Source organism: Corynebacterium sp. AOP40-4SA-5 (assembly GCF_052377355.1).
Classification (GTDB): domain Bacteria; phylum Actinomycetota; class Actinomycetes; order Mycobacteriales; family Mycobacteriaceae; genus Corynebacterium.
This window is the reverse complement of sequence record NZ_JBQSWS010000020.1, coordinates 1-16,728: the sequence shown is the minus strand read 5'-3', so window position 1 is coordinate 16,728 and position 16,728 is coordinate 1. Positions and strand designations below refer to the sequence as shown.

16 protein-coding genes are annotated in these 16,728 nt (G+C 69.1%); 10 read left to right on the top strand and 6 right to left on the bottom strand.

Annotation, left to right across the window (positions count from 1 at the left end; genetic code table 11):
• Positions 1 to 40: 40 nt before the first annotated feature.
• Positions 41 to 994 (bottom strand): hypothetical protein, encoded by a 954-nt coding sequence (locus ACT3S3_RS11695; RefSeq protein WP_301443027.1) that lies wholly within the window; start codon positions 992 to 994, stop codon positions 41 to 43.
• A 155-nt stretch (positions 995 to 1,149) separates the two neighbouring features.
• Between ACT3S3_RS11695 and phoA the strand changes: the two genes are divergently transcribed.
• The 3 genes from phoA (at position 1,150) to ACT3S3_RS11680 (ending at position 4,642) form a co-directional block, all read left to right on the top strand.
• Complete coding sequence (phoA, locus tag ACT3S3_RS11690) at positions 1,150 to 2,688, top strand: alkaline phosphatase (protein ID WP_301443026.1); 1,539 nt, start codon at positions 1,150 to 1,152, stop codon at positions 2,686 to 2,688.
• 71 nt (positions 2,689 to 2,759) lie between these two features.
• A complete protein-coding gene (locus ACT3S3_RS11685; RefSeq protein ID WP_301443025.1) occupies positions 2,760 to 3,986 on the top strand; it encodes a dicarboxylate/amino acid:cation symporter in 1,227 nt (408 codons plus the stop codon).
• The gene (locus ACT3S3_RS11680) at positions 3,986 to 4,642 is read left to right on the top strand and encodes a histidine phosphatase family protein (RefSeq protein WP_301443024.1); all 657 of its coding nucleotides are present in this window, start codon (positions 3,986 to 3,988) and stop codon (positions 4,640 to 4,642) included. Before ACT3S3_RS11685 ends, ACT3S3_RS11680 begins: the two co-directional genes overlap by 1 nt.
• On the opposite strand, the gene lepB is transcribed toward ACT3S3_RS11680, so the two are convergent.
• Together lepB and ACT3S3_RS11670 are read right to left on the bottom strand one after the other, a co-directional pair.
• Positions 4,639 to 5,385 (bottom strand): signal peptidase I, encoded by a 747-nt coding sequence (gene lepB, locus ACT3S3_RS11675; protein ID WP_301443023.1) that lies wholly within the window; start codon positions 5,383 to 5,385, stop codon positions 4,639 to 4,641. The two genes, ACT3S3_RS11680 and lepB, sit on opposite strands and share 4 nt — an antisense overlap.
• A gap of 10 nt (positions 5,386 to 5,395) precedes the next feature.
• The gene (locus ACT3S3_RS11670; protein WP_301443022.1) at positions 5,396 to 6,190 is read right to left on the bottom strand and encodes an ABC transporter ATP-binding protein; all 795 of its coding nucleotides are present in this window, start codon (positions 6,188 to 6,190) and stop codon (positions 5,396 to 5,398) included.
• Between the two features lie 261 nt (positions 6,191 to 6,451).
• On the opposite strand from ACT3S3_RS11670, the gene ACT3S3_RS11665 reads away from it, so the two are divergent.
• The 6 genes from ACT3S3_RS11665 (at position 6,452) to ACT3S3_RS11640 (ending at position 11,513) form a co-directional block, all read left to right on the top strand.
• Positions 6,452 to 7,711 carry an alkane 1-monooxygenase gene (locus ACT3S3_RS11665; protein ID WP_441579310.1) on the top strand — a complete coding sequence of 420 codons (1,260 nt, stop codon included), beginning with the start codon at positions 6,452 to 6,454 and terminating at the stop codon, positions 7,709 to 7,711.
• 3 nt (positions 7,712 to 7,714) lie between these two features.
• On the top strand, positions 7,715 to 8,104 hold the full coding sequence (locus ACT3S3_RS11660; protein WP_301443021.1) for a hypothetical protein: 390 nt from the start codon (positions 7,715 to 7,717) through the stop codon (positions 8,102 to 8,104).
• 78 nt (positions 8,105 to 8,182) lie between these two features.
• The gene (locus ACT3S3_RS11655; RefSeq protein ID WP_441579309.1) at positions 8,183 to 8,359 is read left to right on the top strand and encodes a rubredoxin; all 177 of its coding nucleotides are present in this window, start codon (positions 8,183 to 8,185) and stop codon (positions 8,357 to 8,359) included.
• A 51-nt stretch (positions 8,360 to 8,410) separates the two neighbouring features.
• Positions 8,411 to 8,593, top strand: a complete 183-nt coding sequence (locus tag ACT3S3_RS11650; RefSeq protein WP_075816283.1) for a rubredoxin — start codon at positions 8,411 to 8,413, stop codon at positions 8,591 to 8,593.
• Positions 8,594 to 8,645: 52 nt separating this feature from the next.
• Entirely contained in the window at positions 8,646 to 9,923 is a 1,278-nt protein-coding gene (locus tag ACT3S3_RS11645) for an NAD(P)/FAD-dependent oxidoreductase (RefSeq protein WP_301444032.1), read from the top strand.
• A gap of 84 nt (positions 9,924 to 10,007) precedes the next feature.
• Positions 10,008 to 11,513: a carboxylesterase family protein gene (locus ACT3S3_RS11640; protein ID WP_441579308.1), complete on the top strand. Its 1,506-nt coding sequence runs from the start codon at positions 10,008 to 10,010 to the stop codon at positions 11,511 to 11,513.
• Between the two features lie 139 nt (positions 11,514 to 11,652).
• Here ACT3S3_RS11640 and ACT3S3_RS11635 read toward each other — a convergent pair whose 3' ends face one another.
• Positions 11,653 to 13,113, bottom strand: coding sequence for a dicarboxylate/amino acid:cation symporter (locus ACT3S3_RS11635; protein ID WP_301444178.1), 1,461 nt, complete (start codon positions 13,111 to 13,113; stop codon positions 11,653 to 11,655).
• A gap of 226 nt (positions 13,114 to 13,339) precedes the next feature.
• Between ACT3S3_RS11635 and ACT3S3_RS11630 the strand changes: the two genes are divergently transcribed.
• The gene (locus tag ACT3S3_RS11630; RefSeq protein ID WP_301444179.1) at positions 13,340 to 14,155 is read left to right on the top strand and encodes a CPBP family intramembrane glutamic endopeptidase; all 816 of its coding nucleotides are present in this window, start codon (positions 13,340 to 13,342) and stop codon (positions 14,153 to 14,155) included.
• An 18-nt stretch (positions 14,156 to 14,173) separates the two neighbouring features.
• Here ACT3S3_RS11630 and ACT3S3_RS11625 read toward each other — a convergent pair whose 3' ends face one another.
• A complete protein-coding gene (locus ACT3S3_RS11625) occupies positions 14,174 to 15,205 on the bottom strand; it encodes a GmrSD restriction endonuclease domain-containing protein (RefSeq protein ID WP_301444184.1) in 1,032 nt (343 codons plus the stop codon).
• A gap of 67 nt (positions 15,206 to 15,272) precedes the next feature.
• Complete coding sequence (locus ACT3S3_RS11620) at positions 15,273 to 16,565, bottom strand: glycosyltransferase 87 family protein (protein WP_301444185.1); 1,293 nt, start codon at positions 16,563 to 16,565, stop codon at positions 15,273 to 15,275.
• Positions 16,566 to 16,728: the final 163 nt, after the last annotated feature.

Genomic DNA, 16,728 nt, shown 5'->3' with positions numbered 1-16,728 from the left:
GACAGCACAGGGGCCGAAATCGGGCCTACGAACTACGCACCTACACGCCGTCCTTGACCGACTTGCCGGTCTTGTCGGCGATCATCTCGCACCGGTCGTGGGACCCGGGCGAGCACATCACGATCCAGTCGTCGTCGGAGACGGAGACCATGTCGTCGCGGGAGACCTCCTGGAAGACGCCCTGGTCCTCGAGCTCGTCGATGTCCATGTCGAAGGTGACCAGCACGGAGTCCAGTGCGCACCAGGCAGCCTGGCCGCCCGAGCCGCTGGCCTCCGAGCAGGCGAGGTCCCACGCGCTCAGCTGCTCCCTGGCCTGGGAGAGGTCGTCCCAGCCGGAGTAGGTCTGCAGCTCGCGCTCCTTCTCCTCCTCTTCCTTCTTCCGCTTCTCCTCGGCCTCCTTGGCGTCGCGCTCCATCTCCTCGGCGAGGTTGGCCTTGAACTCCTCCTCGGTGATCGCGCCGTCCGGCAGCGTCGACTCCAGTCCGAGGGCTTCCGCGATGTCATCGCAATCGTCGTTGGACAGGTCGTTGCAGGATCCGACGACGTCGTCGCCGTCGAGCGCGCGGTATTTACCGCCCATGTCCTCGCGCGTCGCCGCGTACTCCTGGTCCGCGGAGAACTCCTCGAGCTCGTCGAGCTCCGCCTCGACAACCTCGCTGCCGGACTCCCGGTCCGCCTTGTCGAACAGCGAGATCTGCGGAAGGCCCGCCTGGACGCAGGCGAGCCGGATCGTGCTGAGGTCGCTACTGCTCGCCGGGGTCATCATGCAGCTGTCGTAGCCGTTCTCCTCGGCCTTGACCTGCATCGCCTGCAGCGCCTCGCTGCCATCGAGACCGGCGCCGGACGCTGCTGCCGCTGCGTCCGTTGCGCCCGCAGCGCCGGTGGCGTCCGATGCCTCGGCGTCGTCCCCGCCGCAGGCGGTGAGCGACCCGGCGCCGAGCACCAGGGCCGCGGCGAAGGCCGCGCCGCTGAGCTTCTTCTTCCTCATATTCATGAACGTCATCCCATTATCAAATCATATGGTTCTGAGTTCTTCAGCACCTGTCACCACCTGTTCACCTCAAGGGCCCTCGGATCTCACCGTGGATTCACCTCGGCTCCGTAGCGTCACGGTCTGTTCCTGACGTTTTCGTTTAGAGAGAGTTGACCGTGAACCACAACCGCACCGCCGTCGCCGTCCTGAAGACCGGACTGGGTCTCGTCGGCACCGTATCCCTCCTGGCCACCGCCGTCGCCTGCAGCGACAGCAACGCCGACGACAACGCCGACGGTGGCACCCCCGCCATCCAGCACCGCGAGGCCGACGGCGACCTGACCGCCAACGGCGGCGCCCGACGCCTCGACGGCGACCAGGGCGACTACGTCCGCGACGCCGTCGCCGCCACCGGCGCCAAGAACGTCATCCTGCTCATCGGCGACGGCATGGGCGACTCCGAGATCACCGCCGCCCGCAACTTCGCCGAGGGCGCGTCCGGCAGCTTCAAGGGCATCGACGCCCTCCCCGTCACCGGCCAGTACACCCACTACTCGCTGAACGAGGACGGCACGCCGAACTACGTCACCGACAGCGCCGCGTCCGGCACCGCCTGGGCCACCGGCACGAAGTCCTACAACGGCGCCATCGGCGTGGACGTCGAGGGCGAGAGCCAGCAGAACCTCATCGAGAAGGCCAAGTCCGCCGGCCTGGCCACCGGCAACGTGTCCACCGCCGAGATCCAGGACGCCACGCCCGCCGTGCAGGCCGCCCACGTCGCCAAGCGCAAGTGCTACGGCCCGGAGGACACCGACGCCTGCGGCGACGACCTCCTCGACAAGGGTGGCGACGGCTCCATCTCCGAGCAGTACCTCGAGTCGCGCGCGGACGTCACCCTCGGCGGCGGCGCCGAGAGCTTCGCCCAGAAGGCCAAGGCCGGCGACTGGAAGGGCAAGACCCTGCTGGAGCAGGCCGAGGATCGCGGCTACCAGCTGCCCACCAACGCCGCCGAGCTCGACGCCGTCTCCGAGGCCAACCAGGACTCCCCGGTCCTCGGCCTCTTCTCCGACGGCAACATGCCGGTGCGCTGGGACGGCGACACCGCCGAGAAGGAGGGCTACCTCAAGCCCGCGCAGGAGTGCACCGACAACCCCGAGCGCACCGAGGACATCCCCAAGCTCGCCTCGATGACCAACAAGGCCATCGACCTGCTGAGCAACAACGACGACGGGAAGGAGAACGGCTTCTTCCTGCAGGTCGAGGGCGCGTCCATCGACAAGGAGGACCACGCCGCGAACCCCTGCGGGCAGATCGGCGAGACCGTGGACCTCGACGAGGCCGTCCAGGAGGCGCTCTCCTTCGCCGAGGAGGACGGAGAGACCCTCGTGCTCGTCACCGCCGACCACGCGCACACCAGCCAGATCGTGGGCGGCGTCGACGAGGACGACATCAAGGAGATCGCCGAGGACAAGGGCATCAGCGTGGAGGAGGCCCGTGCCACCGTGTACCCGGGCCTGTCGCGCAACCTGATCACCCGTGAGGGCGCGGAGATGACCATCGCCTACGCCACCTCCGACAACGTCGACACCGAGGCGCAGGGCCACACCGGCACCCAGCTGCGCATCGCCGCCTACGGGCCGTCCGCCGCGAACGTCTCCGGACTGACCGACCAGACGGACCTGCACTTCACCATCGCCGACGCACTCGGCCTCTAGGTGCACCTGCCGGGGAGGTAGTTTCACCCCCCGCTATGCCGGGGGGCGTGTGGTGGCATATCGTCACCACCATGACTTTCAAGAAGCTGGCGGGCTCCCTGTTGTTCCGGATCGTGGTGGCGATCGTCCTCGGCATCGTGTTCAGTCTCTTCTTCCCGGAGTGGCTGGCCAGGGTCTTCGTGACCTTCAACGGGCTGTTCGGCAACTTCCTGGACCTGTTCATCCCGGTGCTGATCTTCGCGCTGATCACCCCGGCGATCGCCGGGGTGGGCCGCGGGGCCGGGAAGTGGCTCGGGCTGACGGCCGGCATCGCCTACGGCTCGACCGTCATCTCCGGGCTCATCGCCTTCGCCGTCGCCACCGCCACCTACGGCTGGCTCCTGGGCGACCAGAAGATCAGCACGCTGATGGACATCGACGAGGGCGCGCTCTCGCCCTACTTCGAGATCGAGATGCCCGCGCCGTTCGAGGTGATGACCGCTCTGATCCTGGCCTTCTGCGTGGGCCTGGCGATGACCGCGGTGAAGTCGGACATCCTGCACGGCGCCGCCCGCGAGCTCGAGGGCGTGGTCATGAAGGTCATCAGCTCCTTCGTGATCCCCCTGCTGCCGGTGTTCGTCTTCGGCGTGTTCCTGTCGATGGGCATGAACGGCCACCTGCTGGACGTGATCTCCTCCTTCGCCAAGGTGCTGGTCCTCGCCGTGGTGATGACGGTCCTGCTGGTCATCGCCCAGTTCCTCGTCGCCGGTGCGCTCACCGGACGTAACCCGTTCAAGGCCCTGGTCACCATGCTGCCGGCCTACGCCACCGCGCTGGGCACCTCGTCCTCGGCGGCGACGATCCCGGTGACGCTGGCCAGCGCGAAGAAGAACGGTGTGCCGGACAACGTCGCCGGTTTCGTGGTCCCGCTGTGCGCGACGATCCACCTGGCCGGGTCGATGATGAAGATCGCCCTCTTCGCCCTCGCCGTGGTCCACATGTTCGACCTGGACGTGAACGCCGGGCAGGTCATCGGCTTCATCCTGCTGCTCGGCATCATGATGATCGCCGCCCCGGGTGTGCCCGGCGGCGCGATCATGGCGGCCGTCGGTGTGCTGCAGTCGAACCTCGGTTTCGACGCGGACCAGATCGCCCTGATGATCGCCGCCTACATCGCCATCGACTCCTTCGGTACCGCGGCGAACGTCACCGGCGACGGCGCGATCGCCATGGTCGTCAACAAGCTCTCCAAGGGCCGTATCGGCACCACCGACGACGAGATCGAGACCGAGGGTGTGCTGAACACCAGCGAGTCCTGATGCGCCGGCTCATCGTCGTCACCCACCCCGAGGCCACGCACCACGTGGACGGTCTGGTCGGCGGCTGGTTCGACTCGCGTCTCACCGCCCGCGGACGACAGGACGCCGCGCGCATCGCCGACGCCGTGGCGTCCTGCGTTGAAGGACGTGGCGGGGACGGCGGGGACGGCACAGCGCTCGTCGCGTCCGACCTGACGCGCTGCCGCGAGACCGCCGCGCCCGTCGCCGCGGCCCTGGGCGTGGAGGCCACGTTCCTGCCCGCGCTGCGGGAGAAGTCCTACGGCGAGGGGGAGGGACGCCCAGACGCATGGTTCCGCGAACGGTTCACCCCGCCGCCCGCCGTGGGCGAGCGGTTGGGGCACGACGAGGGGCTGGGCGCGGAGACCATGGGGGACTTCGCCCGGCGCGTCCACACGTGCATGGACGAGGTCCTCGCGGCGGGACGTCCCGACACTGTGGTGGTCACCCACGGCGGGACGGCGACGATGGTCGTCGCGCACTGGCTGCGCCTGCCCGTCGATACCCTGGGGTACGCGCGTTTCGGCGTGACGCCCGGCAGCATCAGCGTGCTGCGGGAGGACGACTACTTCCACAACCGCACCCTGGTCAGCCTCAACCAGACAGAGCACCTGGGCGGCACCTGGCCCGCTAGCTAGTTCACCGAGCCGATCCGGCTCAGGGGCCATACCTTGAACTGCACCTTGCCCACCACGTTGTCCAGCGGGACCATGCCCTCCTCCGGGTCACCGGCGAGGTTGTAGTAGCGCGAGTCCTTGGAGTTGGTGCGGTTGTCGCCCATGAGCCAGACCTTGTCGTCCGGCACGGTGACCGGGCCGAAGTACTCGCCCTGGCAGGCGTCCGAGCCGGTGGTCTGGTTCACGGGGTAGGCCATGGGCTCCTCGGTGAAGGAGTCGTCGACCTTCTCGCCGTCGACCATGATCCCGGGGTCACCTTCCTGGCACTGCACGGTCTGCCCGCCGGTGGCGACGACGCGCTTGACGAGGGTGAACTCGTCCGGGGCCAGGATGCCGATCTTCTCCAGGCCGGTCTGCAGACCCTTGACCAGCGGCTGGGACGAGCGGGTGGACACGTAGTCCTCCGACCACGCCTCGGTGCCGGTGAACACGACCACGTCGCCCTGGGAGACGTCGGTGAAGTGGTAGGACACCTTGTCCACGAAGATGCGGTCGTCCGTGCAGCCGTCGCAGCCGACGAGCGTGGGCTCCATCGACTCCGACGGGATCTGGTAGAGCCGTCCGACGAAGGTGTTGAACAGCCCGAGCAGCAGGATCGCGATGAGGAAGGTCACGAGGTACTCGAGCCACGCCGGACGCTTCTTCGTCGCGTCCGGTGCGTCCGTCGTTCCCGGCGTTTCCGCGGTTTCACTGGAGTCAGTCACCCTTGAGAGCCTATCCCACGGTCGGCGCCGCAGCCGGTCCTGCCACGGCGAACCAGCGTCCTTCGACGCGTTGCAGCTGCACGGGCATGTCGTAGAGGACGCCCAGGTTCTGCGCGGTCATCGTCCGCTCCACCGGCCCGGCGTCCAGCACGCGGCCGTCCTTGACCATGAGCACGTCGGTGGTGGAGGCGGCGACCTCCTCGACGTGGTGGGTGATCAGCACCGTGGTGAGCCTGGGGTGGGAGGCGCGCAGGTCGTCGACGACACGCAGCAGCGTCTCGCGTCCGGGCAGGTCCAGGCCGGTGGACGGTTCGTCGAGCAGCAGCATCTCCGGGTCGGTGACCAACGCACGGGCGATGAGCGTGCGCGCCTTCTCCCCCTGGCTCATCTGGCTCCAGCGCCGGTCGGCCTTGTCCGCCATGCCCACCAGGTCGAGCAGTTCGGCGGCACGCGCGCGGTGCGGGGCGTAGTCGAAACGCTGGACGTAGCCGTTGGACGCCGACGCCCCGGACAGGACGGCCTCCTCGGCGGTGACGTCGTCGAGGCGCTGCTTCGGGTCGACGTAGCCGATGCGTTTCTGCAGCTCGCGGACGTCGGTGCGTCCGACCTGCTCGCCGAGGATGCGCACCTCACCGGTGGTGGGGTACAGCCGCGCGCCGGCGAGCTTGAGGATCGTGGACTTGCCGGCCCCGTTGGGGCCGAGCACGGCCCAGTGCGTGCCGGACGCCACGGTGAGGCGCACGTCCTCGACGAGGTGGCTGCCGCCGCGGCGGACGGTGACGTCGGTGATCTCGAGCGCGTTCATGGGTAGGCACCCTACGCCCGGTGCGTCCTCCCGGGCACAGCCGGCTACGGGGCCGACCGCCGCCTCTGCTAGGCGAACCCCCCTCCCCCCTTACCCCAATTCGGGAAGATACGCGCAGGTCACAGCCATCTGTAGCGCGCCATCCAGTTTTTTCTCGATAAACATTGTGTTCCTCGAATACATATCGTACTGTGAACCACACTTTACATAGTGTGTGTTCCACAACACACTTCGCGCCATTCAGATGGAGGTCGCCTAGTCATGACGACAACAAACAAGAAGACAGCACCCGCCGAGGGTGGTGTCACCGCAGAAGAGTCGTTCACCCCGGAAGAGAAGCAGTGGGTGGACAAGAAGAAGTACGCCTGGATCCTCAGCATGGTGCCCGGTGCCATGCCGCTGATCATCTGGGGCATCGTGGAGTGGATGCGGGCCATCAACGCTCCCGACGTCCTGGTCTCCGCGTCCTGGTTCCTCGGGCCCATCGCCGTGTTCATCATCGTCCCCATCGGGGACTGGGTCCTCGGCCGTGACGGCGAGAACGCCCCCGAGGAGTTCGTGCCCTGGCTGGAGGAGACGAAGTACTACCGGATCATCTCCTACCTGTACTTCCCGCTCATGCTGGCCAGCCTGATCCTGTGCTGCTGGCAGTGGACCTACGGCGGGCTCGAGTGGTACGACAAGATCGGCCTGGCCTGGACCATGGGCATGACCTCGGGTATCGGCATCGTCGCCGCCCACGAGCTCGGCCACAAGAAGGGCAGCTTCGAGCGCTGGCTCGGCAAGATCGTCCTGGCGGTCCCCGCCTACGGCCACTTCTACGTGGAGCACAACAAGGGCCACCACGTGAAGGTCGCCACCCCGGAGGATCCGGTCAGCTCGCGCATGGGTGAGAACGTCTACGCCTACCTGGTCCGTTCCATCCCCCGTCAGATCCCCCGCGCCTGGGACATCGAGAAGAAGCGTCTCGCCCGCGGCGGCAAGGGCCAGTTCAACCTGGACAACGACGTGCTCAACGCCTGGCTGATCACCGTCCTGATCTGGGGCGTGCTGCTCGCCGTGTTCGGCATCAACATCCTGCCGTACCTGCTGATCCAGGCGGTCATCGGCATCGCTCTGCTGGAGTTCGTCAACTACCTGGAGCACTACGGCCTGCTGCGCCAGAAGCTCGAGGACGGCCGCTACGAGCGTTGCTCCCCGGAGCACTCCTGGAACTCGGACAACCTCACCACGAACATCTTCCTGTACCAGCTGCAGCGCCACTCGGACCACCACGCCAACCCCACCCGGCGTTACCAGTCCCTGCGTTCGGACGTCTTCGCCCCGGAGCTGCCCGGCGGTTACGCGACGATGATCGCCGTCGCCTCGTTCCCGCCCCTGTGGTTCAAGATCATGGACAAGCGCCTGATGCAGTACTACAACAACGACACCGAGCGTGCGAACCTCTACCCGCCGAAGGCCGCCAAGCTGCGTGCCAAGTGGGGTACGGCAGCACCGGCAGCCGCCACCAAGGAGGGCTGACCAATGACCGCGACCGCGAACAACGCATCGTCCGACGCCCCCGACATCGCCGCGATCCGCGCGACCGGCGGGGCCGACATCCCCGAGAACCAGGCTCCGCCGCAGAAGATGACGAACCCGAAGGTGCACTACATGCTCTGCACCGTGATCGCCGTCGTCGGGGCGGTGGCACTGGCCCTGGGCATCTTCGGGGCGTACGGCCTGGCCTACGTACACGCCGTGAGCCCGTGGCTCGTCCTGATCTCCCTGTTCTTCCTCCTGCCCGGCCTCGTCGGCCTGATCAGGGGCCCCGGGGTCCCGTCCACCCACGTGATCCCCCGGCCGAAGAACCGCAAGCCGATCGACTACGCCGCCGGCGCCGGTGGCGCCGCCGGCCCGGCCCCGGCGGCCTGACGAGTCCCCCTGCCCCACCCGTCGCCGTCGCCGGCGGCGGTTCCCTACTGCACACACCATTGAGAAGAGAAAGGACAGGTGACCACTGTGGCTGTCTACCAGTGCCCCCTGTGTGACTACCGTGTCGACACCGACGCAGGAGACGACGCCGAAGGGTTCTCCCCCGGATTCGACTGGGAGTCGGAGGTCCCCGAGGACTGGTTCTGCCCCGACTGCGGGGTCCGCGACAAGGTCGACTTCGACAAGGTCAGCTAGGTGCCGACCGCAACGGCAGCACCGGACACCAGCTCAGGAAAGGAGCTCACCATGGACGACTACAAAGTCTACGAATGCCTGCAGTGCGGGTACATCTACGACGAGGCTGAAGGAGACCCGGCGGAGGGCTTCCCCCCGGGCACCCTCTGGGACGACATCCCCGACGACTGGGAGTGCCCGGACTGCGGTGCGGCGAAGGCCGACTTCGAGATGGTCCAGATCAGCCGCAAGTAGCCGCACACCCTCACGTTGACGTACCACCGACTTCACAGACAGGATCCTGCTCATGACTGAACCCGACCACCAGCGCATCGCCGTCATCGGCGGCGGTGTGGCCGCCCACTCGGCGCTCAAGGCCTTCCTCGCTGCGGCCGGGGACACGGTCGGCTCCACCACCGTGGACATCTACACCCGGGAGGCGCACCGCCCGTACCGTCGCCCGTCCGTGAACAAGGACATCCTCATCGACGGCAAGGGCCCGCAGGACGTCTCCCTGCCCGGCGCGGTCTTCGACGGTTCCGACAACGTGGACGTCGAGCTGCACCTGTCCAGCGAGGTCACCGCCGTGGACACCACGGCCCGCACCCTCACCGTCGACGGCGAGGAGCGCCCCTGGGACCAGCTCGTGCTGACCACCGGGGCCTCCCCGCGTGAGCTCGACACCGCGTGGACCGCCGGACGCGACGTCCACTACATCCGCACCCCCGAGCACTCCACGTCGCTGCGCGGCTCCCTCCAGGGCCTGACCGCCGACGACAACGTCGTCATCGTCGGCGCGGGCATCCTCGGGCTCGAGGCGGCGGCCGCCGCGTCCTCCCTCACCGAGGCCAGCGTCACGGTGCTGGAGGCGCAGGACGACATCTGCCGGCGCATCCTGCCCGCCGCCGCGGCCGGCTGGCTGCGCCAGCGCCACACCGAGCACGGCATCGACATCCGCTGCGGTCTCAGCGACGAGCAGATCGACGCCGCGGTCAGTGAACTCGACCCGGCCGTCATGGTCGTCTCCGTCGGTCTCGACCGCGACGTCTCCCTGGCCCGCTCCGCCGGGCTGGAGGTCGGACGCGGCATCGTCACCGACGAGTTCGGCCGCACCTCCACCCCCGGCGTCTGGGCCGCCGGTGACTGCGTGGAGATCCGTGCCGAGGACGGGACCGTCAACCTCCCGGAGGACGAGGGGTCCGCCCGCCTGCTCGGCGGCATCGTCGGCGCCGCACTGGCCGGCAAGGACGCCGAGTCCTTCCTGCTCTCCCCGTCCAAGGGGTGGTCGCGCCAGTACGGTCTGATGCTCAACCTCGCCGGCGCCACCGGCCGACCGGTGCAGAGCGGCCAGCCCGGCCCGTCCGACACCCCGGCGGACCACGAGCTCGTCCTGCTCAGCGAGGACGAGGAGCTCGTGGTGTTCAGCCTTGTCTCCCGCTCCGGCGGGGAGTCCGAGGTCTCCGGTGTCACCACCGTGGGCCGCAGCCCGGTCGTCCGCAAGGCGAAGAACGCCCTGGGCATGACCCTGCACGAGGTCGAGGCGGAGTTCTTCACCGACGGGGCGCTCATCTCCTCGGCGACCTGAGTCCCGCCCTCACGGGCCCACCGTGACCCACCGTCCTCAACGCCCGGCCACCCCACGCGGGGGCCGGGCGTTAGGCTTGTCGGCATGCACCAGGGACCCCGCACCGTCCGCACGACCGTCGCCGACCGGTGGACCGTCACCACGACCACCGGGAGGATCCGGGGCCACGCCGTGAACCACGGCGTGGCCTTCCGCGGCATCCCCTACGCCGAACCGCCCGTCGGTGACCTGCGCTTGCGCCGTGCACGCCCGAAGACCCCGTGGGACGGGACCTTCGTCGCCGACCGCCCCGGCGAGTACTGCAGCCAGTGGCGCGACGCCCGCCACGGCTGGATCGGCTCCGAGGACTGCCTCTGGCTCAACGTCGTCGTCCCACACGGCGGGCCCCGCGACGGTGACGAGCAGCGTCCTGTCGTGGTCTACCTGCACGGCGGATCGAACATCCACGGCTCCGCCCGCGAACCGCTGCTGTCCGGCGAGTACTTCGCCAACGCCACCGACGCTGTCTACGTGGCGGTGAACTACCGCCTGGGCATGCTCGGCCAACTCGCCCTCGGCCACGCCGACGGCCTCGACACCGACCGTTTCGAGACCAACGCCGGGCTGTCCGACATCGTCACCGCCGTCGAGTGGGTCCACGCCAACGCCCAGGCGTTCGGCGGCGACCCGTCACGGATCACCGTGATGGGCGAGTCCAGCGGCGGCGCGATGGTCACCGCGCTGAGCGCCTCACCGCGGATGGACGGCCTGGTCGCCGGTTTCATCGCCCAGTCCCCCGCCGGCGCGATGGTGCACTCCCCCGCCCAGGCAGGGCAGCTGTCGGACGCGGCCCTGGAGCTGCTCGCCACCCGGACCGACGCCTCCCCGCTCGACGCCGACCACCGGGACCTCGCCTGGTTGACGGAGAAGCTCAACGCCGCGTCCTGGGGTGCCGCCGGGATCGCCGGCGCCTTCGCCCCGGTCGTCGACGACCTGCTGCCGCGCCACCCCCTGGAACCCGGCGCGCAGTTGGACGTGCCGCTGCTCGTCGGCACGAACCTCGACGAGTACGTGCTGATGCGCTGGAACCGGGTGTCGCGCAGGACGTTGCAGGGCCAGACCCGCGACTTCGCCGGCCTCATCGACGACGAACGAGGGCCGGACGTGCTGTCCACGTTCTACTCCGGCGGGCGGCGTCGCGGGGACGCCGGACGCTTCATCGGCGACGCCCTGTTCACCGCCCCCTCCATGCGGCTGGCCGACCAGCACCCGTCCGGGCGCGCCTGGATGTACCGGCTGGACCTGACGACACCGTCGTTGAACATCTCCGGCATCGGTGCCACCCACGCCCTGGACCTGCCGATCCTCTTCGGACGCTACGACTCCGGACGCGGCCCCGGTGCCCTGGCCCTGGGCGGGCGCGACCGGATGTCGGCGACGACGGCGGTGATGCAGCAGCGCTGGCGCGAGTTCATCCACCGGGGTGACCCGGGCTGGACGCCCTACCGGGACGGTTTCGCCACCCAGGTCTTCGACGCCGGCGAGGAGACCGTCGACGACCCGGTGCCGGAGCTGCGTGAGGCGTGGTCGCGGGTGCGGCTCACCGGGTAGCAGCTGGCCGCTTTCCTCTGTTCCCCTGCCCCGGTTCCCCTGCCCCCCCCCTGTGAGACCTTGAGCCCTCAGGTCGCGGATCGGGGTGATCGGCGACCTGAGGGCTCAAGGTGCGGTGCGTGTAGTGCGTGCCTGTCGGTCAGCCGCGCACGGTGGAACCGGTGAGCTCGGAGTCCTCGGGATCCTCGGCGCTCCCAGCGTTCTCAGTGCTCCCAGTGCTCTCAGCGTCCTCCGGCAGGTGCGCGCGGTGGCTGTCCTCACCGGCGGAGGCCTCGAACCCGCCCTCCTGGGCGGCGTCCCAGATCTCCTTGTCCCAGATGCCTGCCCGCTTGGCCACCACCGTGGCAGCCAGGGACTGACCGGTGACGTTGACCGCGGTACGGCCCATGTCGATGATCGGCTCGATGGCCAGCAGCAGGCCCACACCGGCGAGCGGCAGGCCCAGCGTGGACAGGGTCAGGGTCAGCATCACGGTCGCGCCGGTGGTGCCGGCGGTGGCGGCCGAACCGATGACCGAGACGAAGATGATCAGCAGGTAGTCGGTGAAGCCGAGGTCGATGCCGTAGAACTGGGCGACGAACAGGGCGGCGATCGCCGGGTAGACCGCGGCGCAACCGTCCATCTTCGTCGTCGCACCCAGCGGCACGGCGAAGGAGGCGTACTCGGTGGGCACACCCATGGAGCGTTCGGTGACACGCTGCGTCACCGGCATCACGCCCATCGAGGAACGGGTGATGAAGCCCAGGGAGGTGACCGGCCACACGCGGCGGTAGAAACCGACCACGGGCAGTCCGTTGAACGCGAGCACCGCCGGGTAGATGACCAGCATCACGATCGCCAGGCCGATGTAGATCGCCAGGACGAACTTGCCGAGGGAGCCCAGGGCGTCCCACCCGTAGTCGGAGACGGCGTGGCCGATCAGCGCACCGGTGCCGATCGGTGCCAGGCGGATGATCCACCACAGCACCTTCTGCACCACGGTGAGCAGTGACTCGGTGACCGCCAGGAACGGTTCGGCGGACTTGCCCGCCTTCACCGCGGCCACACCCAGCACGATGGAGATGACCAGCAGCTGCAGCACGTTGAAGCTCAGGCCGATGTCCCCCTCCGAGTTGGCGGAGGCCGCCAGGCCGAGGATGTTGTCCGGGACGATGGACTCGAGGAAGCCGAGCCACGAACCGGAGCTGGACGGCTCGGCGGCGCTGGTCGCGTCCACCGAGGTGCCCTCGCCCGGCTTCATCACCAGGCCGACGCCGATACCGACGAGCACGGAGAAGAAGGCTGTGATGGCGAACCAGATCAGGGTGCTCACCGCCAGGCGTGCGGCGTTGGCGACCTTGCGCAGGTTGGCCACCGAGGTGATCACCGCGGCGATGATCAGCGGCGGGATCATCAGCTTCAGCAGGCTGACGTAGGTGGAGCCGACCTCGTCGAGGAGGGTGCCGAGCCAGCTCTGGTCGTCCTCGCCGAGGTCGGCGCCCTGGGCGCGGGCGATGAAGCCGAGGATGAGGCCGATGACGAGACCGGCGATGACCTGGGCGCCGAACCCGGTGAGCCAGCCCGGGATGCGGCTGCTCCGTTGGTCGTGTGTAGTCGACATGCGCGTGTTCCTGATTCTCTTCGCTGCACGGGTTACGGACAGACTCATCTGTCTATTCTTGGTGTCCATACTCTAACGCCACCGGCCCCCGAATCCATTCCCGGGTGGGTCCCGGCGGTGTCCCTGACCGTTGGCTGGCAGTGGCGTCCGGAGTCCATGTCGATCCGTCCACAGCCCGCCGATGAGCTCGCGGACCATGCCGCGGGCGGTATAACGTTGATCTGTAATGAGCCTGACCACCACACGATTCACCCCGTCCGCCCTGTTCCGGCGGCGTGCCACCGCCACTACCGCCACTGTCGACACCGCCACCCCCGCGCGCGCCGCCGCCCCGTCGCGAGGCGTCCGCACGCGGGACGTCCTGAACGTCCTGGCGGTCGTCACCGCCCTGGCCGTGATCAACGTCACCGCGCACTTCTCCCAACTCGCCGCCGTCGCCACCACCGTCCCGGTGGGCGTGGCGATCCTGTTGGTCATCGCCCGCGCGAACGGGATGACCTGGCGGGACCTCGGGCTGGGACGCCACACCCACGGCAAGGGCCTGCTGTACGGTCTCGGCGCGGCCGGCCTGGTGGTGCTGGCCGTCGGCATCGGCCTGGCCATGCCGTTCACCAGGGAGTTCTTCTTCAACGAGTCCTACGCGAGCCTGCGTACCGCGCTGATCGCCGCATTGGTGATCATCCCGCTGCAGACCGTCCTGCCCGAGGAGCTGGCGTTCCGCGGCGTACTGCACGGCACCCTGGCACGCATGGGCGGCACGAAGCTGGTGTTCTTCGGCAGTTCGCTGCTGTTCGGTCTGTGGCACATCGCCAGCTCACTGAACCTGACGGCCAGCAATGCCGGCCTGACCGCCTTCCTGGGGTCCGGGACGGCGGCACAGTGGCTGGGCGTGGGCGCCGCCGTCGTCGCCACCGCCGGGGCCGGCGCCGGGCTGACCTGGCTGCGCCACCACACCGGCAGCGTGATCGCCCCGATCGGCCTGCACTGGGCACTCAACGCGGTGGGTGCGCTCGCCGCAGCCGCAGCCTGGCAGCTGCTCTAACCGGCGCCGGTACGAGGCTCACTCGCAGGCGACGCCGTCGTTGTCGCCGTCCATCTGCGCCCGGTAGCCCGGCTGGCCACGGTAGAGCGGAGCCGCTCCGGCCGCACGTGCCGCGGTGCAGTTCTGGTAGTACACCTCACCGCCGACCTCCCCCGCCGGCTCGGCGGCAGGGGCCTGCTCGGGGGCCTGCTCCGGGGCCTGTTCGGCGGCAGGTTCAGCGGCCTGCCTGGGAGCCTCCTCCACCGGGGCGAGGCCGGCGGAACCGTCCGAGTCGCAGTTGCCGAGTTCGCGGGCGATCGCGTCATGCTCGGCGGCGGTCACCCACAACGCGTACTTCGCCTTGACCTGCACCTGGGTGGCCACGTAGCTGCAGCGGAAGGCGCGGTTCGCCGGCAGCCAGGTCGCGGCGTCCCCGTCGCTCTTCTGCATGTTCGCCGGGCCGTCGACGGCCAGCAGGTTGAGGTGGTCGTTGGCGAGCTCCTCGCGACGCTCAGCCGACAGCTGCTGCGCACCCTTCTGCCACGCGTCCGACAGGGCCACGACGTGGTCGATGTGCACCGCGGTACTCGTGTCCGGGCCACGCACGAAATCGATCGTGGTCGCCGTGTACGGGTCGTCCAGGGTGCCGGTCATCACCTTGCACGGGCCCTCCCGGTCGATGTCGGTCATGTCGCGGGCGAGGACGTCGTTGCGCTGGTCGCAGCCGTTGCGGTCGGTGTCCTTCCACCGCTGGCCGAACTCGTCGCGGCTGTAGCCGGTCTTCGGCGCCCGGCCCTTGACCTCCAGGGTGCCGAGCATGTCGACCATGTCCTGTACGGCGGGTTCGCCGGACGCGGCGTCGGCTCCGTCGCCGGCGTCCCCGGTCTCGGCCGCGTCCGTCGTCGGCTCCGGGGAGGACGCCTCGGACGACGTGCCGGACGCTGCCGCCGGCGCGGACGTGGCGGAAGGCGCGGCGGACGTGGCGTCCTGCGTGGTGCCGGCGCAGCCGGCGAGGACCAGTGCGGTGGCGGTGACGGCGGCGAGTACGGACGCCCGGCCGGTGAAGCTCATGTGACCCCTGAGTCTGATGTGGTCGTTACGACTCACATACTAAGGGGACAACTCACACGGGTGTTACTCAGGCTCGTGGGCGGCAGCGCCACGCGGCCACCAGCAGCAGCACGAAACACACGATCCCGGCGATACCCTGCACGTTGCTGAGCAACCAGTTGCCCTCGAACGCCCGGTAGTACGGCTCCACCGTGGCCCCCACGCTCACGTCGTTGCGCGGCAGCACGTTCGCCGCCAGCAGCACGAACACCCCGACCAGGGTCACCCAGTCGCGCGAGGCACCCTCCCGGCCCAGCACCAGCGAGACCAGCAGCCCCACCGCCACGATGATGCCCGTCCAGTGGTGCGTGACCGCCACCGGCGCGGAGATGCTCACCGCCAGCACCATCAGCAGCAGCACCGACACCGGACGCCCCGCCCGGCCCAGCTGCCAGGCACCCCAGCCCGCCAGCACCGCGATGACCAGCAGCCCGGGCAGCATGATCGTCTGCGCCAGGTCGCCGTCCACCCCGGCGCGGGAGATCAGCCCGGTCAACGCCTGGTTCGCCTCGTAGTCCGGCGGGCCGCCACGGTCGCCGTTGAAGAACTCCTCCGTCCAGTAGAACAGGGACTCCGCCGGACGCATCGCCCAGCCGAGCGCCACCGTGACGAAGAACGTCCCGGCCGAACGCGCCAGGTCGCCCCAGCGTCGCGACACCAGGAAGACCAGCGCGTACGCCGCCGGGGTGATCTTGATCCCCGCGGCCAGGCCCACCCCGGCACCACGCAGCCACCGCGGCGTGTACCCCAGCAGGTCCGCGGTGACCAGCAGCACCAGGAACACGTTGATCTGCCCGTACATCAGGTGCGTCTGCAACGGCTCCAGGCACAGCGCGAAGCCCAGCATCGGCAGCGCCACCAGCAGCGGACGCCACAGGCGCAGCCGGTCGGCGACCATCGCCAGCACACCCCAGGCGGCCACCAGGCTCGTCGCCGTCCACAACGCCTCCATGAGGTTCTCGTCGAACCAGGTCAGCGGCACAAACAGCGCCGCCGCGAGAGGCGGGTAGATGAAGGCGAAACCGCTACGTGAGTCGAAGTCCTCGCCGTAGAGCCCGCCGCCCTCCACGACGGCACGTCCGGCGTCGCGGAACACGCCCACGTCCAGCAGGTAACTCGAACTGACGTGCCCGATGACGCCCACCAGCTGCCACACCAGCAGGACGACGCCCACCGCCGCGGCCGCGCCGGCGACGGTGCGTCCTGCGGTGGTCCGTGGCGTCCTGCGTGGCGTCCTGCGAGATAGCTGCCCCGGCAGCGTGTCCGACACCGTCCCCGGGTCACTGGTGGGCTCGGGGCGCGACGGTGCGGCAGGGGTCATGGCAGATGGTCTCTTCCGTACGGGGCTCGGTTGGTCGGCTCAGGTGGTCAGGTCGGTGAACAAGCGTAGGGGACGGCGCTGGCCACGCCACCCCCGCACACTGTGAAACCGCTGTCAGCCCCGTTGGGACTGACAGCGGCTTCAGGAGAAAACGCGGCTACCT